General features: G+C 41.4%; 24 protein-coding genes. All 24 read left to right on the top strand.

What is annotated here, in order from left to right; translation table 11 throughout:
• The first annotated feature begins 69 nt into the window (after window positions 1-69).
• The 24 genes from J2736_RS23775 (at window position 70) to pseC (ending at window position 23,409) form a co-directional block, all read left to right on the top strand.
• Window positions 70-339 carry an alpha/beta-type small acid-soluble spore protein gene (locus J2736_RS23775; protein WP_310501084.1) on the top strand — a complete coding sequence of 90 codons (270 nt, stop codon included), beginning with the start codon at window positions 70-72 and terminating at the stop codon, window positions 337-339.
• Window positions 340-628: 289 nt separating this feature from the next.
• Window positions 629-1,843 (top strand): methionine adenosyltransferase, encoded by a 1,215-nt coding sequence (metK, locus tag J2736_RS23770; RefSeq protein WP_310501083.1) that lies wholly within the window; start codon window positions 629-631, stop codon window positions 1,841-1,843.
• Window positions 1,844-2,029: 186 nt separating this feature from the next.
• Window positions 2,030-2,371: a hypothetical protein gene (locus tag J2736_RS23765; protein WP_310501082.1), complete on the top strand. Its 342-nt coding sequence runs from the start codon at window positions 2,030-2,032 to the stop codon at window positions 2,369-2,371.
• A 219-nt stretch (window positions 2,372-2,590) separates the two neighbouring features.
• Window positions 2,591-5,194 carry a stalk domain-containing protein gene (locus J2736_RS23760; protein ID WP_310501081.1) on the top strand — a complete coding sequence of 868 codons (2,604 nt, stop codon included), beginning with the start codon at window positions 2,591-2,593 and terminating at the stop codon, window positions 5,192-5,194.
• Between the two features lie 97 nt (window positions 5,195-5,291).
• Window positions 5,292-6,479 (top strand): sensor histidine kinase, encoded by a 1,188-nt coding sequence (locus tag J2736_RS23755; RefSeq protein WP_310501080.1) that lies wholly within the window; start codon window positions 5,292-5,294, stop codon window positions 6,477-6,479.
• Window positions 6,457-7,182, top strand: a complete 726-nt coding sequence (locus J2736_RS23750) for a response regulator transcription factor (protein ID WP_310501079.1) — start codon at window positions 6,457-6,459, stop codon at window positions 7,180-7,182. Before J2736_RS23755 ends, J2736_RS23750 begins: the two co-directional genes overlap by 23 nt.
• 82 nt (window positions 7,183-7,264) lie before the next feature.
• Window positions 7,265-7,660: a glycosyltransferase family 2 protein gene (locus J2736_RS23745; RefSeq protein WP_310501078.1), complete on the top strand. Its 396-nt coding sequence runs from the start codon at window positions 7,265-7,267 to the stop codon at window positions 7,658-7,660.
• A gap of 48 nt (window positions 7,661-7,708) precedes the next feature.
• On the top strand, window positions 7,709-9,556 hold the full coding sequence (locus tag J2736_RS23740) for an ATP-dependent helicase ComFA (RefSeq protein WP_310501077.1): 1,848 nt from the start codon (window positions 7,709-7,711) through the stop codon (window positions 9,554-9,556).
• Window positions 9,557-9,858: 302 nt separating this feature from the next.
• Window positions 9,859-10,305 carry a ComF family protein gene (locus tag J2736_RS23735; RefSeq protein WP_310501076.1) on the top strand — a complete coding sequence of 149 codons (447 nt, stop codon included), beginning with the start codon at window positions 9,859-9,861 and terminating at the stop codon, window positions 10,303-10,305.
• Window positions 10,306-10,413: 108 nt separating this feature from the next.
• Entirely contained in the window at window positions 10,414-10,839 is a 426-nt protein-coding gene (locus J2736_RS23730; protein WP_310501075.1) for a flagellar protein, read from the top strand.
• 104 nt (window positions 10,840-10,943) lie between these two features.
• Window positions 10,944-11,213 carry a flagellar biosynthesis anti-sigma factor FlgM gene (flgM, locus tag J2736_RS23725; RefSeq protein WP_310501074.1) on the top strand — a complete coding sequence of 90 codons (270 nt, stop codon included), beginning with the start codon at window positions 10,944-10,946 and terminating at the stop codon, window positions 11,211-11,213.
• A gap of 29 nt (window positions 11,214-11,242) precedes the next feature.
• Entirely contained in the window at window positions 11,243-11,746 is a 504-nt protein-coding gene (locus J2736_RS23720) for a flagellar protein FlgN (protein ID WP_310501073.1), read from the top strand.
• 31 nt (window positions 11,747-11,777) lie between these two features.
• Window positions 11,778-13,385, top strand: a complete 1,608-nt coding sequence (flgK, locus tag J2736_RS23715; protein WP_310501072.1) for a flagellar hook-associated protein FlgK — start codon at window positions 11,778-11,780, stop codon at window positions 13,383-13,385.
• A gap of 36 nt (window positions 13,386-13,421) precedes the next feature.
• Window positions 13,422-14,342, top strand: a complete 921-nt coding sequence (flgL, locus tag J2736_RS23710) for a flagellar hook-associated protein FlgL (RefSeq protein ID WP_310501071.1) — start codon at window positions 13,422-13,424, stop codon at window positions 14,340-14,342.
• Between the two features lie 15 nt (window positions 14,343-14,357).
• A complete protein-coding gene (locus J2736_RS23705) occupies window positions 14,358-14,942 on the top strand; it encodes a DUF6470 family protein (RefSeq protein WP_310501070.1) in 585 nt (194 codons plus the stop codon).
• Window positions 14,943-15,017: 75 nt separating this feature from the next.
• Window positions 15,018-15,458, top strand: a complete 441-nt coding sequence (gene fliW, locus J2736_RS23700; protein WP_310501069.1) for a flagellar assembly protein FliW — start codon at window positions 15,018-15,020, stop codon at window positions 15,456-15,458.
• Window positions 15,459-15,478: 20 nt separating this feature from the next.
• Window positions 15,479-15,709 (top strand): carbon storage regulator CsrA, encoded by a 231-nt coding sequence (gene csrA / locus J2736_RS23695; RefSeq protein WP_310501068.1) that lies wholly within the window; start codon window positions 15,479-15,481, stop codon window positions 15,707-15,709.
• A 161-nt stretch (window positions 15,710-15,870) separates the two neighbouring features.
• Window positions 15,871-16,701 (top strand): flagellin Hag, encoded by an 831-nt coding sequence (hag, locus tag J2736_RS23690; protein ID WP_310501067.1) that lies wholly within the window; start codon window positions 15,871-15,873, stop codon window positions 16,699-16,701.
• A 119-nt stretch (window positions 16,702-16,820) separates the two neighbouring features.
• Complete coding sequence (locus tag J2736_RS23685; RefSeq protein ID WP_310501066.1) at window positions 16,821-18,560, top strand: motility associated factor glycosyltransferase family protein; 1,740 nt, start codon at window positions 16,821-16,823, stop codon at window positions 18,558-18,560.
• The gene (locus J2736_RS23680; RefSeq protein ID WP_310501065.1) at window positions 18,553-18,906 is read left to right on the top strand and encodes a hypothetical protein; all 354 of its coding nucleotides are present in this window, start codon (window positions 18,553-18,555) and stop codon (window positions 18,904-18,906) included. Before J2736_RS23685 ends, J2736_RS23680 begins: the two co-directional genes overlap by 8 nt.
• Window positions 18,903-20,165 (top strand): motility associated factor glycosyltransferase family protein, encoded by a 1,263-nt coding sequence (locus J2736_RS23675; protein WP_310501064.1) that lies wholly within the window; start codon window positions 18,903-18,905, stop codon window positions 20,163-20,165. Before J2736_RS23680 ends, J2736_RS23675 begins: the two co-directional genes overlap by 4 nt.
• 75 nt (window positions 20,166-20,240) lie before the next feature.
• Window positions 20,241-21,233: an SDR family NAD(P)-dependent oxidoreductase gene (locus J2736_RS23670; protein WP_310501159.1), complete on the top strand. Its 993-nt coding sequence runs from the start codon at window positions 20,241-20,243 to the stop codon at window positions 21,231-21,233.
• 13 nt (window positions 21,234-21,246) lie between these two features.
• Window positions 21,247-22,194 carry a dTDP-glucose 4,6-dehydratase gene (locus J2736_RS23665; RefSeq protein ID WP_310501063.1) on the top strand — a complete coding sequence of 316 codons (948 nt, stop codon included), beginning with the start codon at window positions 21,247-21,249 and terminating at the stop codon, window positions 22,192-22,194.
• A 30-nt stretch (window positions 22,195-22,224) separates the two neighbouring features.
• Window positions 22,225-23,409 (top strand): UDP-4-amino-4,6-dideoxy-N-acetyl-beta-L-altrosamine transaminase, encoded by a 1,185-nt coding sequence (gene pseC / locus J2736_RS23660; protein ID WP_310501062.1) that lies wholly within the window; start codon window positions 22,225-22,227, stop codon window positions 23,407-23,409.
• The last annotated feature ends 50 nt before the right edge of the window (window positions 23,410-23,459 follow it).

Here is a 23,459-nt window from a genome sequence, read left to right as displayed (position 1 = left end):
ACTCAGTTGAGAAAAGCAACGACTTACCGCGTGCATGATCACACTTAAACTCTGAGGAGGCGTTTGGTTATGGCTAGAAGTAAAGTGGTACCTGAATCGAAAAAGGCATTAGATATTCTAAAGTATGAGATTGCAGCAGAACTAGGCTTGCCAGTAGGCAACCATATGTCATCGCTCAATGCAGATACCGAGTTTGCGTCAGAATTAGGCTCTATTCAAGCAGCTCCCATGAGAAAAGAATCCTGGGGACATATCACATCTCGAGATAACGGAGCCGTAGGTGGACGGATTACGCAGCGTCTGATCCAACGAGCCGAAGAAACGCTGTTCACTCTCTAGAGAAATACGCATTTATTTCCTTTATAAAGATTGCTGTGATGAATTGACACTAGACGACAAATGAAGTAAGATAATTTATTGAAGGTCAATCTTTCATTTAACCTTTTCCAATCGGAAAAGGTTCATTTTTTTTGCGGAATTCAATTATCTTTACAGCGCATGAGCGCAAAAGAGGGATTCCGTTTGGCGTGAAAAGCTGCCGCTAAAGCCGGGCCCGATTTTTTTATTATAGAGGCATCGAGTAGAAGCTTTTCAAACATACTAAATGTACTGTAGGAGGATGAATAATATGGCTCAAGTTCGTGGACGTCGTTTATTTACATCCGAATCCGTAACAGAAGGTCATCCAGATAAAATTTGTGACCAAATTTCTGACTCGGTTTTGGATGCATTTCTAGCTAATGACCCTAATGCTCGTGTAGCATGTGAGGTTTCTGTAGCAACTGGTTTGGTTTTGGTAATTGGTGAAATCACTTCAAAATCCGAATATGTAGATATTCAAGCGATTGCTAGACAAACAATTAAAGAAATTGGTTACACACGCGCGAAGTACGGTTTTGACTCCCAAACTTGTGCGGTTCTCGTTTCTTTGAACGAGCAATCTCCTGATATTGCACAAGGTGTTGATAGAGCCCTTGAAGCAAGAGAAGGTTCCATGTCCGATGAAGAAATCGAAGCAATTGGTGCTGGTGACCAAGGTTTGATGTTCGGTTTTGCAGTAAATGAGACGCCGGAACTTATGCCTCTTCCGATCTCTATTTCTCACCAATTGGCTCGTCGCTTGACAGAAGTTCGTAAAAACGGCACTCTTCCATACTTGCGTCCAGATGGTAAAACTCAAGTAACTGTTGAGTACATCGATGATAAACCTGTTCGTGTAGATGCAATTGTTGTATCCACACAGCATGATGAGAACACGACTTTGGAGCAAATCCAAAAAGATATTAAAGAGCATGTTATTCTTCCAATCGTTCCAGCACACTTGTTGGATGAGAACACGAACTATTTCATCAACCCAACTGGTCGTTTTGTTATTGGCGGACCTCAAGGGGATGCAGGTCTTACAGGTCGTAAAATTATTGTTGATACGTACGGTGGTTACGCTCGTCATGGCGGCGGTGCATTCTCCGGTAAAGATCCAACAAAAGTTGACCGTTCCGGTGCTTACGCGGCGCGTTATGTTGCGAAAAACATCGTAGCAGCTGGCCTTGCTGAGAAATGTGAAGTTCAATTGGCTTATGCTATTGGTGTTGCGCGTCCTGTGTCTATTGCTGTAGATACATTTGGTACGGCTAAAGTAAGTGAAGAGAAGCTTGTTGAGCTGATTCACAGTAACTTTGACCTTCGCCCAGCGGGTATCATTAAAGAGCTTGACCTTCGTCGTCCTATCTACCGTCAAACAGCGGCGTACGGTCACTTCGGTCGTAACGATCTAGATGTTCCGTGGGAGCGTACAGATAAAGCAGAGACTTTGAAAGCACAAGCGTTAGAGCTTAAGCATTAATATAGAGAAGCCGTCCTTTGGGGCGGTTTTTTTGTTTATCTTTATGTTCACAAAAGTAAATTAATATTTTACATATGTAATTATCTATGGTACTATATGTATATGTCATCTGATGCTAATTCATAGGGAATTATGTTATGATAACTAGTAGATACGTTCTGTTTTATGAGAAGAAGGGAGAGCGATATGTTAGATAACGAATTGAAAGACGCACTTACCGCTATACTTAGGACAGAATTATCACCAGTACTCGTGAGGTTAGATGGAATTGGTTCTCGATTAGATGGAGTAGATGCTCAGTTTAATGGAGTAGATGCACGATTGAATAGTATAGATGGTAAGTTAGAAGCAATTGACACTCGTCTCGAAAGACTCGAATTCGAACAGTCCCAAATCAAACAAGCTGTCCTAGAAACCAATGAGATCGTGAAACGATTGGAAAATGTTCAAGAACAACAACATAGAATTATTGAACTACTCTCGGCGCGTTCGATTGAACAAGAGGCTAAGCTTAAAAAGATTATATAAAAATTATTATATAGCATCTCAAGCAGAGAGCAGACCCGAAAGGGTGGTGCTCTTTTTTAGTCATTATTTCCTTATATTGGCTTATTTGAGTGCATTTCCTGACATATGAATACAACATGGAGAATATCGTAACTTTTTCCATAGTTTAAGAGTCTATATAGGTATCGTTTAATTGATAGACATGAAAGAAATAGATTGAAAGAGGAGTGGAATGGCAACGTGAAGGTACAGAGGCAAGTAGGAATAGCTGCATTGGCTTGCGCTATGGTGTGGCAGTTGGTTGCGGGGACTACGGTGGACGCGGCGGGCACGAAGCTGACATTGAGCTCGCAGGACACGATTACATCAGGCGCAATTATGAAGAATTACGTATGGACGACAACACGAAGTAATAAAGAAGTATCGGTGAATGCTAATGTGATCGAGGTTGATTTGACGAACCCGAACGTAAAGATAGACGCAATGGCAGGCACGAAAAATCAGTTCACGAAAAATCAGAGTGTTCTTGGCATGGTAAAGGATACGGGAGCAGTAGCTGGGGTAAATGGTGATTTCTACAATACACAAGCAGAGGGAGTACCGGAGGGCGCGCAGATTACAAATGGACAAGTTATGGCGACGCCAGCGAAGATTTCGGGACTGTATTCTTTTGCTATTACGAAGACGAATCAGCCGATTATTGATATTTTTGATTTTCAGGGTAAGGTTACGGCTAAAGATGGTACATCCTTCGAACTTGGTGGTGTGAATAAAACGTTCTACTGGGACGATAACGACGTTCCCTTGATTGCAGATGGCCTATTCCTTTATACCAGCGCTTGGGCGATGACACAACGTGCTGTGGACGGTACACACGTACCTACCGAAGCCCTGATCCAGAATGATATCGTCAAGGAGATTCAGATTGATACGAATGTGAAAATGGTTGCGCCTGTGGATGGTTATATCCTAAGAGGCTCGGGTTTGGCTAGAGAGTTTATTGTGAATCATCTCAAAGTGGGAGATAAAGTTACGACGAAATATGACATGGTTCCACACGATGCTTCCAAGACATATGATTGGAAAAACTTTAAAATGCTCATCGGCGGCAGTACATTGCTAGTAGATGAGGCGAAACCGAGTTATTTTACGCGGAATATTAATGATTTTAACGGATATAGTCCAGTTTCACGTACAGCTGTGGGTTACTCAAAGGATTTGAAGAAGGCCTTTATTATAACAGCGGATCGTAGCGGTAACAGTGCGGGAATGACACTTCCAGAATTGCAGCAATTCATGATTGATGCAGGTGTTTGGAGGGGGATGGTGCTTGACGGCGGTGGTTCGACACAGATGGTATCTAGGCCGTTAGGCGACGTGGATCCGAAGCTAGTGAACAAAACGCAAAATGGCAATCAACGTGCCGTAGCGAATGGATTAGGTGTGTATTCGACAGCACCGAAGGGTGAGTTGAAAGGTCTTATTTTACAAGGGCAATCGCTATTATTCATGAATGAATCCAGCACTTATCAATTTAAAGCTTATGATGATTATTATAATCCAATTGCCGTTACAGGCATCATTCCTCAGTGGAGCAGCACGGTTGCGAATGGTTCTTTTAAAGATAATGTCTATACACCAACAGTGCCAGGGAAAACGCAGATTGTCGCTAAATCGGGAAAAGGATCGGCGACCATGGATGTCGAGGTTGTCGGGCGTGACCAGATCACCTCAATGGCTTTCAGCTCAGGGGCGTTCTCTTTGACAGAGGGGGGCGATTTCAAGCTGCCAATAACCGTTACAACACGAAGTGGAGCAACACGAGACTTACCCGCGGCATCAGCTACTTGGGAGCTTAGCGGAGTCAAGGGGACGATTACCAACGGCATTTTGCATGTAGATAGTACGGCTGGGGCACAAACGGCTCAAGTTATCGCGAAATACGATGGGTATAGCACAATGGTTACTTTGCCAGTCGGGCAGGAGAAGGTTTGGTATGACCTAGATAAGTTCGCGGTAATGACGACAGGTGATAAATATCCGGCAGAGGTTGTTTCTACGGTGAATATTACACAAAACAATGGAAACAAAAACTTGGAAATCGCTTATGATTTCTCAAAGGGACAAGGAACAAAAGCAGCCTACGCGAAGTTTAATAACGGAAATGGTGCGCCTATCGAGGGTCAACCAGAATTTATTACGGCGAAAGTCTTGGGTGATGGCAGTTTCAATTGGGTTCGTGCTGAAGTCATAGATGCGGACGGTAAATTGAACTATGTGAGTTTTACGGAGAACATGAACTGGACAGGCTGGCGTAAGGTGACAGCAGATGTGTCAGATCTGAAAGCTCCACTATCCGTTAAAAGTATTTATGTGGCAAATCCAGCCAATGGGCAGGATGAAAGAGCTGCTAAAGGGAAAATTAATATTGACGATATTTCTTTTATTTATAAAGGACAATTACCAGCTCTACCGAAAAATGCAATTAAACTTACTGTAAACAAAAAGCAAGCAACACTAAATAGTAAACCGATGACGTTGGAGCAAGCGCCGACAATTGTAAAAGATAATACCTTGGTTCCGCTTCGTTTCGTTACTGAGGCTTTGGGTGGTACGGTGAAGTGGGATGACAAAGAACGTAAGGTAACCGTTATACGTGGGGATAAACTAATTGACCTATGGATTGATCAAGCTGATCTCATTGTCAATGGCGGTCGAATCACGGCTGAGGTGGCACCGGCGATCATGAATAATGTGACTATGGTCCCATTACGACTGATTTCGGAGCGATTAGGCTTCAAAGTAGGCTGGGATCCCCAGAATTATGGAATTTCTATTGAATAAATAGTACTAGAAGTACACGGCAAAAAGGAAAAACTATGCTACAATATGGGGTAGACAACTTACTACTATATCGTTTTTTAAAAGGAGCTCGTTTCATGTGCAACCAGACGCTATAGACCAGGTCATAACCAACGCCATTAACGTCATGGAAAGCAGCAAGTATCAATTATTTGAAATTGCTGAGTCATCACGCTTAGAGAAAGAGTCGCTTGCTCGTGAGCTGAATGACATAAAGCATGAGACGGGTGTCACGATTGATCTCGTGGATATGTTAGAAAAAGAATACAAGAGGTCGCGGATCCGGCTCACGGAAGTTAGCCGTGATTTCAACAAGTATCGTGAAGAAGATATCAAGATTGCTTATGAGGCCGCTATCGCTTTTCAACTACAGTTAACTGTTGCACGGGAAAAAGAGAATAATCTTAAGGACCGACGCAATGACCTGCAGGTTCGCATGAAGAATGTGGACAAGCAGGTAGAACGCGCTGAGACAATTGTCTCACAGATGAATGTGGCATTAGAATATTTATCAGGAGATCTCAATCAGTTAACACGAATAATTGAGTCTGCTAAGAATCGACAACTACTTGGGCTGAAGATTATTTTGGCTCAGGAGGAAGAACGCAAACGAATTGCACGAGAAATTCATGATGGCATGGCCCAAACGTTGGCGAATGTCGTGCTTAGAACCGAAATTGCTCATCGCATGCTTTTGAAAGAAGATATGTCGGCAGTTAAGGACGAGTTAGTCGATTTGAAGGGGCAAGTCAGAAATGGCCTTGAGGAGGTTCGGAAGATTATTTTCAACCTCCGGCCAATGGCGCTCGATGATTTAGGGATTGTACCTACATTACGGAAATATGTGCAGGATTTCGAGGATAAATACCGAATCCACACACAATTCAACTTGGTTGGGAAAGAGGCACGTATACCATCAGGGTTAGAAGTTGCTATTTTCCGATTGGTGCAGGAAGCTTTATCGAATGTATATAAACATGCCAAAGCAACCTTCTTGTCTGTTGAACTCACATTAGAGCCAGATCAAGTACAAATCTACGTTGTTGATAACGGGGTTGGTTTTGATGTGAAGCTAACAGAAATAAGAATAGCCAAGGGAAATAACTTCGGGTTACTGGGAATGCGAGAGCGTGTAGAGCTACTTGAAGGTACGATGGTGCTTGAGTCTGAGAAAGATTCAGGAACAAAAATTACGATGCTCATCCCTATCGGCGGCGTTGGAGAGAACAAGGAGGATAATCAGAATGGACAACACGGGGAGTCATAAACGCAATGTGCATATTGTCATTGCAGATGATCATCAGCTATTTCGTGAAGGTGTAAAAAGAATTATTAATATGGAAGATGATATGGAAGTTATCGGTGAGTGTGGCGATGGCATCCAGGTCATTGAACTGTGTAATCAAATCACGCCAGATATTGTACTCATGGACATTAATATGCCCCTTGAGAATGGTGTGATCGCTACAGAACGCTTGAAACTGATTTTTCCTGATATTAAGGTTATCATTCTCTCTATTCATGATGATGAGAGCTATGTGTTTGAAACGCTGCGCAAAGGGGCTTCAGGTTACTTACTTAAGGATATGGAAGCGGAGTCACTCATCAACGCGATTCGTTCGGTTGTTGCAGGGCATGCCTACATTCATCCTAAGGTAACAGGCAAGCTTATTAATCAACTTAGACGTATGACATACTTGGATGACGCTGGTGTGGTAGGAACAGGCACTGGAGTGAAGGATTCCGCACTGAAATACATACATAATACGAATAGCCCATTAACCAAAAGGGAAGCAGAAGTGCTTCGTCTAATGGCTGAAGGTAAAAGTAATAAATTGATTGGCGAGTTTTTGTACATTAGTGAGAAAACAGTGAAAAACCACGTAAGTAGTATTCTTCAGAAAATGGAAGTGGATGACCGCACGCAAGCGGTAATTATTGCTATTAAAAACGGTTGGGTTACGCTGTAATTTCTCGGCCTTTTCATTTCTGTGCCTATAGGAACCCCCCTTTGCTCTGCCGCATACACTGCAGGTAAGGGAGGGACCCGCTATGTGGATTGGATTGCTTTGTATCTTCGGTTGCTATGGCTTCAGCATTGTTGTACTTCATCTCTTATTGGGTACCCGTAAAGGGACGAAGAAGAAACCGGCTACTATTTTACTTGTTACCAAAAATAATCAGAATCAGATTGAGTGGGTAATACGCTCGTTATTTTTCTTTTCGCGTGTAAAAGGCAACCAAGTCAAAGCAACGATTATTGACGAAGGTTCGTCGGATGATACGCGAGAGATCGTTGAGCGTTTATCCCAAACGTATGCGTTAGATCTGCGTTTTCAAACTGAGTATGATGCTGTTGATCGTTTTTTAAGTCAGCATGATGAAGATCCAGTTGTACTCGTTCATCTCAGTAATAGGGAGGAACTTGTTAAAATACCTGTGGTCTAAGGGTAAACGCTTTCAAATCTAGATGCTAAGAAGAGAGTGCGGTGAGGTATGAAGGTTCAGCTCTATGCCGTTCGCAAAGATCAGGTATGGGAATGGCAATGTACGATACACGCCCAAACAGATATTCAATATTGGTTCGAGCATTACGCAGCCGACGCCGGCCTCGTATTGTTCGAACCTTTTGTTTCATTAGGGCAAGGTATGCGGCTGCTCGAAGGGTTGAGGAAGAGGTCAATTGGAGTGGCTTCTAAGACTCTTAGTGAGGATCAGTTACTCGCCATGGTTAGGCGGGAAGCTGCGACGATTGGCATCGATAACAGGAAGTACATTTCGAAAATGATGGACTACACGTCATGGCGTGAGGGACATATGCCGAGAGTTAAGTTGCTTCAAGGTGTTTATGTAACACTCGTTGAAGCTTGCAGAGGGCGTTCTCTGCTAGTTGATGAAATTCAGCAGTTAATTGAGGCATCTGGTCCTGAGTTAACAGGGTTAGACACGACATGGCCAGCCTACTTGCAACTCGCTTACCTCAATGGGGATGCGGCGCTCACGAATGGTTTACTTATTCAAGAGAAACGCAATTGGCGAAGGTGGTTCAAGAAAGCTTCGCATTACACCTGTAAGCGCTGTGGTAGCGGTGAATCACGGATGTTCTGGTCGCCTTGCTTAGAGTGTGGGCAAGCTTGTCCCTATTGTGAGGAGTGTCTCACAATGGGCAGGGTTCGTCATTGCTCTCTGCTTGTTCTTGGAGGCTCAGGTGATGCAGCATCTATTGCCAATGCTGACGATGATCTACAAGCCTACATAACGCCTTGGGGACTCAGCGATGCCCAAACCCATGCTTCCCTTGAGGGGCTGAGCTACATTCAAGGGAAGCAATCTGATGGCCCAGGTAAGTTCCTCATCTGGGCCGTTACGGGAGCCGGGAAGACCGAAATGATCTTCCCGTTCATACACTACACCGCCGCACGTGGCGGGCGAGTGCTTATTGCTACACCACGTAAAGACGTGGTGTTAGAGCTACAACCGCGCATCCAGCGGGCGTTCGCCGATTACAGCGTGGTCACGCTGTATGGTGGCAGCGAGCAGCGCTGGGAGCAAGGGCAAATCACGATCGCAACCACGCATCAGTTGTTGCGGTTTCATCAAGCTTTTGACCTCGTTATCATCGATGAAATTGATGCTTTCCCCTACCACAATAACCCCATGCTTAGTTATGCAGCTGACAAAGTATGTAAGACTAGCGGAACCAATATCCTGCTATCAGCAACACCGCCGACCAGTGTTCGGCAAGCGGCCGAACGGGGACGTCTCCCTCATGTACGGGTGCCTGTCCGTTTTCATAAACATCCTCTGCCAGTACCGCTGTTAATAACGACCCCTCACCTAAGAAAGTCCATTGCTTCACAAACCATTCCACTATCCATTCAATCCCGATTAGAAAATTCTATTGAACGGGGTGCGCAGGTCTTCGTCTTCGTCCCAAACATTCAGCTCGTAGAGCCGATGGTAGTGTTATTAAGAACGAAGTTAAAAGGTGATGTAGCTGTTCGCGTGGAGGGCACTTCCTCCAAAGATCTATCGCGTACGGAGAAGGTACAGCTTTTCCGCAATCGAGAGATTCGTATACTGGTCACGACAACCATTCTTGAACGAGGGGTGACGGTGCCCAAGTCTGACGTTTTCATTTTAGATGCAGACTCGAAGTTGTTCGATGAAGCAGCTCTTGTTCAAATGGCAGGCCGCGCAGGAAGGTCGAAGGACGACCCGCATGGCAAGGTGTATTTGGCAGCTGCAGAAATAACCGCCTCACAGAAGGAAGCCGTGAAGCAGATTAAAACGATGAATCGAATTGCCCGCAAACAGGGTTTTCTACAAGGAGGCAAAGGATGAACCTAAAGTGGAGCCGGCTAGGTAGCGCGTTATTTTCGCTATTAGGGCCTAAGCGGGAAGAGTGTTTATTATGCAAACAAAAGACCAATCTAGAAAGAGATGAGTTAGGGTTGTGTCACGCCTGTTACGCCCGAATTCCGTGGATTCGAAAGGTTGTTTGTTCAACTTGTGGCAGGGGAGAGTTCTGTCCTGATTGTCGTCGGGGCCCGCACACGCAATTTAAAAGAAGCCGAAGTGCAGTTAGATATGATGAGACAATGAAAGAGCTTCTGGCTAGATATAAGTATCGAGGAGACGAGCGTTTGAAGTCTGTTTTTGGTCATATGCTGGTCCATTCGTTTCAGTTGATCCAGCTGGAGAGAGGAGAAGTTGGACAGGTGCGGGAATTCATTACCTATGTTCCAGTTAGTGAACGCCGAATGCAAGAACGTGGTTTCAATCAGGCGGAGCAGATGGCTAGCGAGTTAGGGCGACGAGTAGGAATCCCAGTCATTAGCTTACTCAATCGTTCTAAGCATACCGATAAGCAAAGCTTTAAGAACCGCAGTGAGCGAATTGACGATCTTGCGGATGTTTTTGAAGTGGATGCCAAGGGTCACTGTGAAATTAGAGAACTGGGCGAGGCCATAATCATATATATCGTGGACGATGTGTATACGACAGGAAGTACGATGAATCAGTGCGCGAAGACGTTGAGGGAGGTTGTGACGATCCCTGTCGAAATTTATGGGATTACTTGGGCAAGGTGATGCGGGAAGGTATTGTTTATTATGAAAATAGTATTAGGCAAAAGCTGTCGAATTGCGGTAAACTGGAATTAAAAAGTGGGAATTGGGAATACTAAAGGAGGGCGCACGATGGGTATGAATGTGGTGAATTGTTCGCGTTGTGGAAAGATATTTGTGAAAGGCTTTGCAGAGCTTTGTCCGAACTGCATGAAAGACTTGGAACAGCAATATGAGAAATGCGTGAAATACCTGAGGGAGTCTAAGGGTGTCAATATAAATGATTTAAGCGAAGCAACAGGTGTAAGTGTTAAACAAATTACCAAGTTTATTCGTGAAGGTCGCATTTCTATTGTGAATGCACCTAATATGTCTTACCCATGTGAAGTCTGCGGAACGTTAATCCGTGAAAATACGATCTGTGAACCTTGCCGTATGAAGCTCGTTAAGGACGTACGCAATAATTCGGAAGATGAGTTGCGCAGGGTTGCTAACGAAAAGAAGGAGAATCAATTGAGTTTTAACATCAAGGATCGCCTTCGTGATCGACATAAATAAAGATACATAGATAATCTAAAGTTTTATATACGAAATGCCGATAATATGTTTAACGATTATCGGCTTTTTATTTTTTAGGTCAGAGAACATAGGAGTGTTATAGTATGAAAATTAATGATAATGGGCGCATCGGAGCAGTTAATTCTTATAAGAAAACAGGGGACGCCAGTTACACTCAAGCGCTTGGCAAGAAAGGTAAAGCCAAGGATCAAGTGGAAATTTCCGCTGAAGCGAAGGAACTTCTTGGCGCTCAAGGAATTCGTACGGAAGAGCAGTCTGTTCGAATCGAACAATTGAAATCTTCTGTTGCATCGGGCACGTATCATGTAGATGCGGGGAAGATTGCTGCAAAACTCCTGCCATATTTGAAGTAATCAACATGAGAAAGAAGCGGTGAACGAACATGTCGTCGATACAGTCGTTGTTAGAAACGATGGATAAGCTTAGTGAAGCTCATGAAGCGCTGTTTGAGCTTGCGCAAGAGAAAACACAACCTCTCGTTCGCAACGATGTTGATAAACTAAACATGATAGTGAATAAAGAAAACAAATGGATTAGGTTGATAACTGAGGCGAATCAACAGCGCATTCAACTCATAAGCGCATACCTAATTTCAAGAGGATACAATCCAAATCCTAAGATAACAGTTAGTGACCTGACTAAGGTGATTTTTAAAGCTGAGGAAAAAACTGCGTTAATAGAAGCGCAGCGAAAGCTTCTTGAAATCATAAAACGGCTGAAGGAGCGTAATGTGATCAATCAGCAATTGATTGAACAGTCGCTTGCATTTATCGATTATACGGTTGATCTCGTTTTAGGCGGACCTGAGGATAACATGGTGTATCAGCATCCAAATCAGCAAGCTTACGGAACAAAAAGAATGGGGATTTTTGATACAAAAGCTTAGAATCTGTTAATACGAGAGGAGATTCGGTATCATGCGTTCAACCTTCACGGGTATAGAAATATCGAGACGTTCATTGTTTACACACCAAGCAGCAATTCAAACCACTGGTCATAATATTGCGAATGCAAATACAAAAGGCTATTCAAGACAAACTGTCAACATGGTCGCAGCGGCCCCACTAGAGTATCCTGGCTTACAGCGGAGCAACGTTCCTGGGCAGATGGGTCAAGGTGTAGAGTTTGATTCTATCACTAGAATTCGAGAGAAGTTTCTGGATGACCAGTTCCATAATGAAAATAAAAACCTTGGTGATTGGTCTATTCGTAAAGATACATTGGAAAAACTCGAAGCCATTATTAATGAACCTTCTGACACTGGTATTCGTAAAACAGTCGAGAATTTCTGGAATGCGTGGCAAGAACTGAGTAAGTCGCCAGAGAATACGACGGCTCGTGTACTTGTTAAAGAGCGCGCGTTGGCCATGACAGATGCCTTTAATCAGTCTTCTAAGCAGTTACAAGATTTATCGGGAGATTTGACGACGAATATCGGTATTAAAGCAACAGAGGCCAATACTGCAATTAAACAAATTGCCAAATTAAATGAAGAAATTTACCGAATTGAAGGTCTCGGTGACAATGCTAATGACTTGAGAGATCAACGTGATCTACTCATGGACAACTTGTCGAAGATTGTAAACATTACTCATACAGAAGTAAGTAGTGGATACAACGTAAGAATGGGCTCTGTCAATTTAATCACAGGTAAAGATGTAAACACGACATTCACAACGGAGTCACTTGAAGCATCTGCGGCTACTGGGGACTTAAATAGTGGCGAAGTTTACGGTATGATTCAATCTCGCGACAATTATGTAGGTAATTATCAATTTCAATTAGATTCTATGCTGAAAGCAATCGTTGAAGGTGATATCAAAGTTACTCTTCCAAGTGGAATGGTAGTCCCGGCTGGAACGACGTTAAATGTTGTGAACCCGGATGGCACGCTTACACCAAGGACTTTTGGCACCACGATTCAAGACAGAACCTTGCCTAATGATTTGAATGTAAGTGTAAAGGGGTTTAATGGCCTACATCAGTTAGGATACTCTGCGTCAAGTCCGTTACAGTCTGGCATTTCATTCTTCGCATTAAAGCCGGGAGCTACAGAATATAGTGCGTCAAGTGTTACTATCAATGCAGATATTCTGAAGAACCCATCGAATATTTCTTCATCAGTTAGAACTTTTATGGATACGGATGGCGTCGAAAAAGTAGTTAAAGGTAACAACGATATGGCTTTGCTGCTTTCGAACTTAAAAGATAAGAAAATTAATTTCGATGCCTCCTCAACAGGTGGTACAGTTCTTCAGGATGGAACTTTCGATGAATTTTACCGCTCTATCGTTGGTCAGTTAGGTGTTCAGAGTCAAGAAGCATCTAGACAAGCCGAGAATCAACAAATCTTAGTGGATCAAGTTGATTCCAATCGACTAGGAGTTAGCGGCGTTTCATTAGACGAAGAAATGTCCAATTTAATTAAGTTCCAGAAAGCTTACGCCGCGGCAGCTCGTGTAATGACAACATGTGATGAAATGCTAGATAAGGTTATCAACGGCATGGGTCTCGTTGGACGATAGAAGGTAATAAATAGATATGATCGGGAGGTCTGAGCCTTGGGCACACGAATTACGCAGGGTATGATGAATAATCAATTGCTTCGGAATATTTCGGCTAACTTATCAAGAATGAATGAAAGCCAGAATCAACTATCTACAGGTAGAAGGATTAATGCCCCTTCGGACGATCCTGTAGGTATTAGCTTTTCGCTTCGCTATCGAAGTGAAGTTTCTGTCAACGATCAGTATCAAAGCAATGCGGATTCGGCGGTTTCTTGGGTTGACTTCTCAGACGGGATGCTTGGACAAGCTGGCGATGTGTTGCAGCGTGCGCGTGAGCTGGCCGTAGAAGGATCTACGGGTTCCAACCCGCAACTGGCTCTTGATGCAATTAACGTCGAGGTAAAGCAGCTCTTCTCACATATGGTTAACATCGGAAATAGCCAATTCAATGGGAAATATGTATTCAATGGTCAATTAACGGACAAACCTCCATATAATGAGGCGACTGCAGATGCTGACACAGGAACAGTCGATGATGGCGAAATCAAGTTTGACATGGGCGTAGGTGTGAGAATGCCAGTGAACGTACTTGGCAAGCAAGCATTCGGCGTACCCTATGATGCTACTGATCCTGCAAAAGATAATGTATTCAAAGCGCTTCAAGATTTGAGTGCAGCTTTAGCTTCAGGAGATATAAAAGAAGTAAGTGATAATATTATTGGAAGATTAGATAAATTGCACGATAAGCTATTAGAAGCTAGATCGGATATTGGCGCAAGAGCAAATCGTATTGGTCTTTCCCAATCCCGGTTACAGGATATTGGTCTGAACCTTCAAACGTTGCAATCCAAAACGGAAGATGCAGATATATCGGCAGTCATCACCAATCTTAAAACGGATGAAAATGTGTACCAGGCCTCATTATCTGTAGGATCCAAAATCATTAGTACGAGCCTGATTGATTTCCTAAGATAGGAAGGGGATAACAAGATGGGCATTCTTCCCCTTCCTCAGATACAAATTCACCAACAGTATGGACGAATTGGTATCGATGCTGATATGGGTCAACTGGAGATTCAACAGCCTCGAGCAACGCTAGAGATAAGGACAACGCCATCCAGACTAGAGATTGATGCAGAGCCAGGTATGTTGCTAATTGATAATACGAGATGGCACGACGCACTAGGATTTGGCCCTTCTCTTGATGTGATGAGTCGAATTTATTCAAAAGCGAGCAATATTGCTCTACAGGCAATTTCCAAAATCGTTGAAGAAGGCAATCGAATGGCTGCTATACAGACTGGAGAGAATGTCATTAAATCTCTGGCAAAGGAAAGCGTGAATGAGGAGATTGTGATCTTTAAGGGGACAGTTGTAGGCGAGGCCTCACTGGATAATATAGATATTAATTATGAGCCGGGGAAGTTCGACAGGCATTTTGAAGCAGCTAAAGTTGAACGCAACGTGACTGTTCATGCTCCAATTATTGAATATCAGCGAGGTAAATTGGATATTTACATGCTTCAACAGCCTAAGCTTGAGATTACACCGCCGCAAATTGATTTGAAATTCTAAAATATGCAACAATAAGGCTATAGCTGCTTTTAGCACTATAGCTTATTTTATTACAAAGCAGAGAGGAATGTTAATATGATTCTCGATACACTGTCACTTGGACAACTAACGTACGAAGAAGAGGACATTATTACTTTTATTCAGGGAATTCCGGGATTTGAGGATCTTCATAAATACTTAATCATTGAGTCGAATGATCATGAGGCGATCGTCTACCTGCAATCCATTGAAGACAGTCTATTGCATTTTGCGATGTTAAATCCATTCTATGTGTATATGCAGTATGAATTTGAGCTTGAGGAAGCAGATAGAGAAGAGCTTGCGATTCAGGCGGAGGAAGATGTGGCAGTGTGGTCACTTGTTACAATGCATGAAGATGTCGGACAGACAACCATAAATCTGCTGGCACCAATCATCCTTAATAAAAAGGGCAAGAAAGCAAAGCAGGTCGTTTTGCATAAATCGGAATATCGTACAAAGCATAGGCTAATTGAATTAATGCAGGTATCAACTTAGAACAAAAAGGAGGGAATGGCATGCTTGTTCTTTCAAGAAAAGTTGGAGAATCGGTTATGATTGGTGATCAAATTGAGCTTATCGTGTTAGGAACCGAGGGTGATACAGTAAAACTTGGTATTATTGCTCCGCAAGAGCAAAGAATATTACGAAAAGAAATTCATTTAGCAATCAAGGAAGCGAATAAGGAAGCATCTGACTCTGTTGCGAAGATTGGTGATTTATCGAAATTTATGAAAAAGAATATTTAATTTATTCGTTTGCTATAAACTATTTGTCGAATCCCTCCGATATACATATTATAGCGGGGGAGAGTAGTTGGGCGGCCGACCACTTTCGAACTCGCCATCAAGAAAATAAAAATCAAACCACCACACGGATGTGGGGTATGAACTTCAGGAGGAAGTAAATCATGAGAATTAATCACAATATCGGAGCACTAAACACACACCGTCAATTGATGGGTAACACTGAAGCACAAAGCAAAAACATCGAGAAATTGTCTTCTGGTCTTCGTATCAACCGTGCAGGCGACGATGCTGCAGGTTTGGCAATTTCCGAAAAAATGCGCGGTCAAATCCGTGGTTTGGATCAAGCTACTCGTAATGCTCAAGACAGCATCTCTTTGATTCAAACAGCTGAAGGTGCATTGAACGAAACTCACAGCATCCTTCAACGTATGCGTGAACTAGCTGTTCAATCCTCAAATGATACTAACGTAACAAGCGATCGTTCAGCATTGCAATCTGAAGTAGACCAACTTGCTCAAGAAATTACACGTATTGCTACAACTACTGAGTTCAATACTCAAAAGTTATTGAGTGGTGGTTTTAGTGGTAAAACTTTCCACATTGGAGCAAATGCAGGTCAAAATGTTACCCTTACTATTGCAAACATGAGTGCAACTGGGTTAAGTGTAGCTGGTACAGCTGCAAGCACTGGTGTATCCATTAGTAGCCAATCTTCTGCGGATACTGCAATTACTACATTTAATGATGCGCTTAAATTAGTATCTGACGAGCGTTCCAAGTTAGGTGCAATGCAAAACCGTTTAGAGCACACAATCAACAACTTGGGAACTTCTTCGGAAAACTTGACAGCTGCTGAGTCCCGTGTTCGTGACGTTGACATGGCGAAAGAAATGATGTCACAAACGAAAAACTCCATCTTGGCGCAAGCTGCTCAAGCGATGTTGGCTCAAGCAAATCAACAACCACAAGGCGTACTTCAATTGCTAAGATAATATTGAATATTGCTATGAAAAAGCAACCATTTCGGTTGCTTTTTCACTATCTGAGATTCATACGATAATAGTTTATAGTTTACGGAGGATTGAAAATGTCGCACGAGAATAAATTTCAGTTGATAGCGACGAAAGCAAATGATGGCTTTACGATTAAGTACAATAATTATTTCCTACATAGCATGTATAACCCGCAAGCCGAGGCAGTAAAGTTTGCTGAAAAGCATTATCAAAAGGGTCATTTACATGTACTGTTCGGAATTGGCATGGGATATATTGCACAGGAAATTATAAAGAAAATGTCAGACAACGATTATTTGCTGATCTTGGAGCCAGAGCAGGATATATTAGAACAATGTTTGAAAGAAGAACAAAATAAGAACTTATTGGATTTGGAAAATGTTCAAATATCGCAATCTAGTAATCGAGATCTTGTGAGGCGCAAATTTCCTGAATTGTTCGAAAAACACAAAAAGAAATTTACACTAATTATCTCTCTTAATTATGAAAAAGCATTCCCTGAAGACTATAAGGAAGTTACTACGTTATTTAAGGATCTTGTAGAAGAAGCAATCATCTATTTAAACACAGGAAACAGGTTTGCTCAAGATTGGCAAGTGAATTTCACTCATAACTTGTACTCTGGGTTTGAAGCCAATGCTTTAAGCCAGTTGGCCGGTCAATTAGACTGCCCTATCGTAATTGCGTCAGGTGGACCTTCGTTAATGAAGCAAATCCCCTTTTTGAAGATGCATAGGGATAAGTTTTTTTTGATTTGTGCAGGCTCAACAATAGGGACTTTAACCAGGGAACAAATCTTTCCAGACTTAGTAGTCGCAATCGATGGTGGGATTGCTAATTACAATCATTTTAAAAACATTCAAACGGATGTACCTTTGGCGTTTCCATTTCAAATTCATGAAAAGATCCCTAAAGAATATAAGGGGAGTAAATTTGTTTTCCATCTTCTGTTTCATAAACTATACAATGAGTTGATTGCAAAAGTATACGGCACTAAATTAACTACGTTTCCAGGAGCAGCGTCTGTTGCGAATGCAAGCCTTGGAATTGCAACTTATATATCTAAAGGACCTATCTGTCTCATTGGACAAGATTTAGCTTATACTGACAATGCAACGCATGCTGATGGTAATGAGTCTCAGAGTACTTTTAATGAAGATTATAAAAGAGCTAGAGGAATGTTTTATACCCAAGGATATTACAAGGACCCCATTTTGACTGATGCTGTATTTATGACAATGAAAAGATGGTTTGAAGATTTTATTCAACAAACGGATCGAGCGAAAACTATTTTTAACTGTACTGAAGGTGGAGCGAAAATTGAAGGTATGAATCAAATGCCTTTTGAATTATATATTGATCGGTATTGTAATGGTGGTTATGAGATCCCTCAGATCATAGAAATTAGTGAAAAGAATATACGAACAATAAAAGAATGGAAGAATTTTCAACAAATCATGAATGAGATTTCCTTTAATCTAAAGAAAGCTCAAAAAATAGCGAAAACAGCTTCTGATGAAATGATTAACAACAAGGGGTTTACCCCGAAACTTATAAAAAGTTTAGATCGATACGATCAAACGCTAGCTGAATGTATGGAAAATAATTTTCTATACTTTATTTTGACTCCCCTGATAAACAACATTATGTATGGCAGTGACAATTTAGATCATGGTAACGATAAAGAGAACCGGCAGGTTATTTATAATAAATCATTATATATGTATCAAACAGTCTTTCAATGTATAAGTGAAATTGCACCTCATGTTGAAGAGGTTTTGCTTAAAATAAATGAGCGAGTTCAGGATATAGAGAAAGGAAACATCGACTATGAATAATCATCTTGTTAATGAAACCCTAGAGACAATAACTGAATATTTGCCTAAACTAATTCAAGCCAACCAACACTTAATTGAAGATTTTAGAGAAGATAGAGAATTTGATGCGCTGCAATTATTAAATGGCTTTATTGAAGGGGTAGAGTGGGTCTTAACTGCAAGTCAAATGATTAACAATCATGAAAATGTTTTCACTCCTGTAAGTAGTACATTTAATCAACATTTAAATGCAATCAACGAGGGACTTGCACAAGGAGATTTTTTAGTGGTTGCCGATATTTTAGAATATGAGATTGACCCAATTTTAGCAGAAATATTTAATGAATCTAAGAGGGATTCCGAGTGATTATAGAGATCGTTGCGACAAGAACAGTCCCAACAATTAAAGTAACTATTGACGGTTCGGATATATTTCTTCATAGCAAGTATGATCCAATTAGAGAAGTTGAAAGTTGGGTCCATAAGAGTGAGAAAAGCTTGATCAGTTCCGAAAAGATCATTGTCATTGGACTTGGTGCTGGTCATCACATCAAACATTTAATTGAGAAATTAAATCCATCACGAGTACAAGTGGTTGAATTTAATCCGCACTTTTATAAATGGTTTCAAAAAAGTGCTTTCCAAGCAGATTTAAAAGCTCTAGATAATGTAAGTATCCAATTATTTGAGGAATTAAGTGTAGAAGAAAAAATTAATTTATTTGAGGGATGTCATCCAGGGAATGTTCTAATCCACGAATCTTCCTTAAGGCTAATGCCGGAACAATTTGAAGATATAGGGTTCGTATTAAAGGATCTTCTACTTAAGAAGAAATCAATTCAAAGCCAAGAAGATAAGATGCAGACCAATTTCACAGACAATGTATTATTACATGACAAAGGTATACTGCAGTGGAAGCAATATTATAAAAATCGAATGATGCTACTAGTATCAGCGGGGCCGTCACTAAACAAGCAACTTCCACTCTTAAAACATATTTCTGACAACAAAATAGCTATTATTGGTGTAGTTGGGACAGGAGTAATACCATTGGTTAGAGCAGGAATTACTCCTGATTTTATAATGATCTCAGATGCTAAAGATGTAATAACAGGACAAATAGCAGGCATTGAATTACCTGATACGCCGTTATTTTATCTGAGTACGGCGAATCATCTTGCCATCAAGCAGTATAGAGGATCAAGACATATCGTATGGCAGGAAGGTTATACGGAAGCAGAAAAAGTAGCTATGTTGAAGCGAGAGCCTTTAATAAATACGGGTGGGTCAGTTGCGACTTGTCTTCTGGATTTAATGGTTTACATGGGGCCTGCAAAAATAGGATTAGTCGGACAAGATTTAGCCTATACAGATGGCATGTCTCATGCTTCTAGTACTCATGCTCAAAGAAAGATTACAGAAGGATTAAATTTGGCTATTGTGCCGAATTATGATAAGAGTGGAGATGTGCAAACCTCAAGGAATTTGCTTAGTTATAAAAAATGGTTTGAGTGTTATGTAATAGGTAAGGAAAACATGGGTTTTTACAATTGCACAGAAGGCGGCGCTTATATTAATGGTTGGAACCATCAGCCTTTGCGCCTATTTATCGATAATAACGTGTAATATTTGGAAATAATATCAAGACATACAGATTTTTGAGGTGATGGCATCGTGACAAATAATGAGAGCATTAATAATATGTTTTTTCAAAAATCTATACTAATCATAGGTGGAACTGGCACGATTGGCCAATCCTTAATTAAACATCTAATTAAATGTTCACCTAAAGTTATACGAATACTCAGTCGAGATGAATATAAGCAATTTCAACTTCAACAGGAGTACCAGAACCATCATCAGATGCGATATCTTATTGGCGATGTGAGGGATGGTTCGCGGCTTGTTCGAGCGATGGAAGGCATTGATTATGTATTTGATTGTGCGGCAATGAAGCATGTTCCATCTTGTGAGTACAATCCGTATGAAGCTGTGCAAACCAATATTATTGGAACGCAAAATGTTATTCAAGCAGCAATGGCAAATGGGGTTTCAAAAGTCATATTAACAAGTACGGATAAAGCTATTTCCCCGACAAATACGTACGGCGCATCTAAACTAATGGCGGAACGATTAATTACTGCAGCAAACTATCATAAAGGTTCTCATAAAACTATTTTCGCTGCAGTTCGTTTCGGAAATGTGTTGGGTTCACGTGGATCCGTGGTCCCTTTAATCAGGCAGCAGGTTTTAGAGGGTAAGGAAGTCACCTTAACTGACGGAGAAATGACTAGGTTCATGATGAGCCTAACAGAAGCAACTGACTTGCTGTTAAAGGCTATGGAAGTAGCTACGGGCGGGGAAGTGTTTGTTTTAAAAATGCCGGTGTTAAAAATTGGTGATTTAATTGATAGTATCATTGAACTTGTAGTGGATAAGTACGGAGTTAATCCTGCGAAAATTAAGATTAGAACGACCGGAGCTCGCATAGGCGAAAAAATGTATGAAGAGCTTATGACACTAGAAGAGTCAAAGAGTGCGCTTGAACTTCAAGACATGTTTCTTATTCCTTCTCCTTTTAAAGAATATCATTTGGAATCCGCTAGGCCTGCAAAATGTATGACATACAGTTCAATCGATCAACCAGTGTTATCAAAAAGGGAAATAAATCAATTAATCGATTCAATCATTTAGGAGATGGAATAACATGAATATATTACTAACTGGTGGCGCAGGGTTTATAGGGCGATGGGTTACCAAAAGGTTGCTTGATGATGGTCACAAATTATGGATACTTGATAACCTCTCGAATGGAAGCGCGGACAACCTAGAGGAGTTTGAAAGTAACGATGGTTTGGTCAAGGTTATAGTCGGTGATATTAAAGATGAACCTTTACTTGAACAACTTTTTTCGGAGTGCAAATTTGATATTTGTTATCATTTGGGCGCTTCAATTAATGTTCAAGACTCTATAGATGATCCTCGAACAACTTTTAATAATGATACACTTGGAACTTTCTTTGTCCTAGAACAATGCCGTAAGCATCAGGTGAAAATGGTATTTATGAGTACCTGTATGGTGTATGCAGCTTGTACGGATGAAGCTGGAATCACAGAAGGACATCCAATCAGCCCTGCGTCCCCGTATGCTGGTTCAAAAATCGCTGCTGAAAACATGGTCATTTCCTACTATCATGCCTATAACCTACCTACTGTTGTTATCCGTCCATTCAACACCTTTGGGCCATTTCAGAAGACAGGGGGTGAGGGCGGTGTAGTTGCCATTTTCCTGAAAAGAAAGCTCTCAGGTGAAGATTTAAATATTTATGGGGATGGCCTACAAACACGCGATCTGCTATATGTTGAAGATTGTGCAAGGTTTGTTGTGGAAGCGGGTTATTCTGATCAAGTGAACGGCCAAATTGTAAATGCTGGGCTCGGTCGAGATATATCTGTTAACGATTTAGCCTTGCTTATTGCACAAGATCCATCACGTATCAAGCACGTGACGCACATCCATCCACAAAGTGAAATTCAAAAATTGCTATGTAATTACGAAAAAGCGCAAAAGCTATTGAACTGGGCGCCTGAAATCACTTTAGAAGAAGGAATCAGGAGAACAGAAGAATGGATTAAAACGAGTCACCTTATATAAGGTGACTCGATTTGTACCGGAGGGAAAGACATGGAGCTAGCAATCAATGGTGGTACTTCAGTGAGAAGTAAAATGCTGCCTTATGGACAGCAATGGTTGAATGACGATGATATTAACGAGGTCATCCAAGTTTTACGTTCTGATTTTCTAACACAAGGGCCGAAGATAGCAGAATTTGAAGCTGTGGTTGCTAATTACGTAGGCGCAAAATATGCAGTTGCATTTTCTAATGGTACCGCTGCACTTCATGCGGCTTGCTTTGCTTGTGGGATTGAACAGGGAGATGAAGTCATTACCACGCCAATTACTTTCGCTGCCAGTTCTAATTGTGCACTGTATATGGGGGCTAAACCTGTTTTTGTGGATATTGATGACCAAACCTATAATATTAATCCTGATTTAATAGAAGCTGCAGTCACCCCAAAGACTAAAGCGATCGTGGCCGTAGATTTTACTGGACAACCTGTAAATATGGACAAAATCAAGCAAATTGCGGATAAATATAATCTTACAATTATCCAGGACAGCGCGCATTCACTAGGTGCTACTTATAAAGGTCAGAAAGTCGGATCATTAGCGGATATGACCATGTTTAGCTTTCACCCAGTGAAGCACATTACAACAGGTGAAGGCGGCATGATTGTTACAGACGATGCTGATTATGCGAAGAAACTGAAGTTATTTCGTTCACATGGGATTACGCGGGAAGATATCGCCGAAGATAAAGGACCTTGGTACTACGAAATGACTGCTCTGGGTTATAACTACCGAATGACCGACATTCAGGCTGCTTTGGGCATATCTCAATTAAAAAGGCTCGATGAGTTCGTTGATAGAAGAAAAGCATTGATCGAAATGTACAATGAAGAATTTCAACACTTGGACGTTGCAATAACACCATTTCAGCTCGCGGATACGGATTCCAGTTGGCATCTTTATATTTTGCGTTTGAATCTCGAGAAATTAAGTGCGGACCGTAAACAAATTTTTAAAGCATTGCAAGCAGAGAATATTGGTGTGAACATTCACTACATTCCTGTATATTTTCATCCCTATTATCAAGGTTTAGGTTATGAAAAAGGCCTTTGTCCAATTGCTGAGAAATGGTATGAGGAAGTTATTACATTGCCACTATTCCCTAAAATGACGGAAGATGATGTACGAGACGTTATTGAGGCTGTGAAAAAGGTATTGAGCTATTACATTTTTAAATAATTATTCTGAATGAATTGCTTGAGCAATCTTATGGAGATAGAACTTGGGAG

The organism is Paenibacillus qinlingensis, assembly GCF_031455095.1.
Lineage (GTDB): Bacteria > Bacillota > Bacilli > Paenibacillales > NBRC-103111 > Paenibacillus_E > Paenibacillus_E qinlingensis_A.
Note: the sequence above shows the minus strand (reverse complement) of the source record. Positions and strands in the feature narration are given on the sequence as shown.

Coding starts and splice junctions, on each gene's coding strand:
- J2736_RS23775 (WP_310501084.1), top strand. CDS start 70: ATGGCTAGAAGTAAAGTGGTACCTGAATCGAAAAAGGCATTAGATATT.
- metK (WP_310501083.1), top strand. CDS start 629: ATGGCTCAAGTTCGTGGACGTCGTTTATTTACATCCGAATCCGTAACA.
- J2736_RS23765 (WP_310501082.1), top strand. CDS start 2,030: ATGTTAGATAACGAATTGAAAGACGCACTTACCGCTATACTTAGGACA.
- J2736_RS23750 (WP_310501079.1), top strand. CDS start 6,457: ATGGACAACACGGGGAGTCATAAACGCAATGTGCATATTGTCATTGCA.
- J2736_RS23745 (WP_310501078.1), top strand. CDS start 7,265: ATGTGGATTGGATTGCTTTGTATCTTCGGTTGCTATGGCTTCAGCATT.
- J2736_RS23740 (WP_310501077.1), top strand. CDS start 7,709: ATGAAGGTTCAGCTCTATGCCGTTCGCAAAGATCAGGTATGGGAATGG.
- J2736_RS23730 (WP_310501075.1), top strand. CDS start 10,414: ATGGGTATGAATGTGGTGAATTGTTCGCGTTGTGGAAAGATATTTGTG.
- flgM (WP_310501074.1), top strand. CDS start 10,944: ATGAAAATTAATGATAATGGGCGCATCGGAGCAGTTAATTCTTATAAG.
- J2736_RS23720 (WP_310501073.1), top strand. CDS start 11,243: ATGTCGTCGATACAGTCGTTGTTAGAAACGATGGATAAGCTTAGTGAA.
- flgK (WP_310501072.1), top strand. CDS start 11,778: ATGCGTTCAACCTTCACGGGTATAGAAATATCGAGACGTTCATTGTTT.
- J2736_RS23705 (WP_310501070.1), top strand. CDS start 14,358: ATGGGCATTCTTCCCCTTCCTCAGATACAAATTCACCAACAGTATGGA.
- fliW (WP_310501069.1), top strand. CDS start 15,018: ATGATTCTCGATACACTGTCACTTGGACAACTAACGTACGAAGAAGAG.
- csrA (WP_310501068.1), top strand. CDS start 15,479: ATGCTTGTTCTTTCAAGAAAAGTTGGAGAATCGGTTATGATTGGTGAT.
- hag (WP_310501067.1), top strand. CDS start 15,871: ATGAGAATTAATCACAATATCGGAGCACTAAACACACACCGTCAATTG.
- J2736_RS23680 (WP_310501065.1), top strand. CDS start 18,553: ATGAATAATCATCTTGTTAATGAAACCCTAGAGACAATAACTGAATAT.
- J2736_RS23670 (WP_310501159.1), top strand. CDS start 20,241: ATGTTTTTTCAAAAATCTATACTAATCATAGGTGGAACTGGCACGATT.
- J2736_RS23665 (WP_310501063.1), top strand. CDS start 21,247: ATGAATATATTACTAACTGGTGGCGCAGGGTTTATAGGGCGATGGGTT.
- pseC (WP_310501062.1), top strand. CDS start 22,225: ATGGAGCTAGCAATCAATGGTGGTACTTCAGTGAGAAGTAAAATGCTG.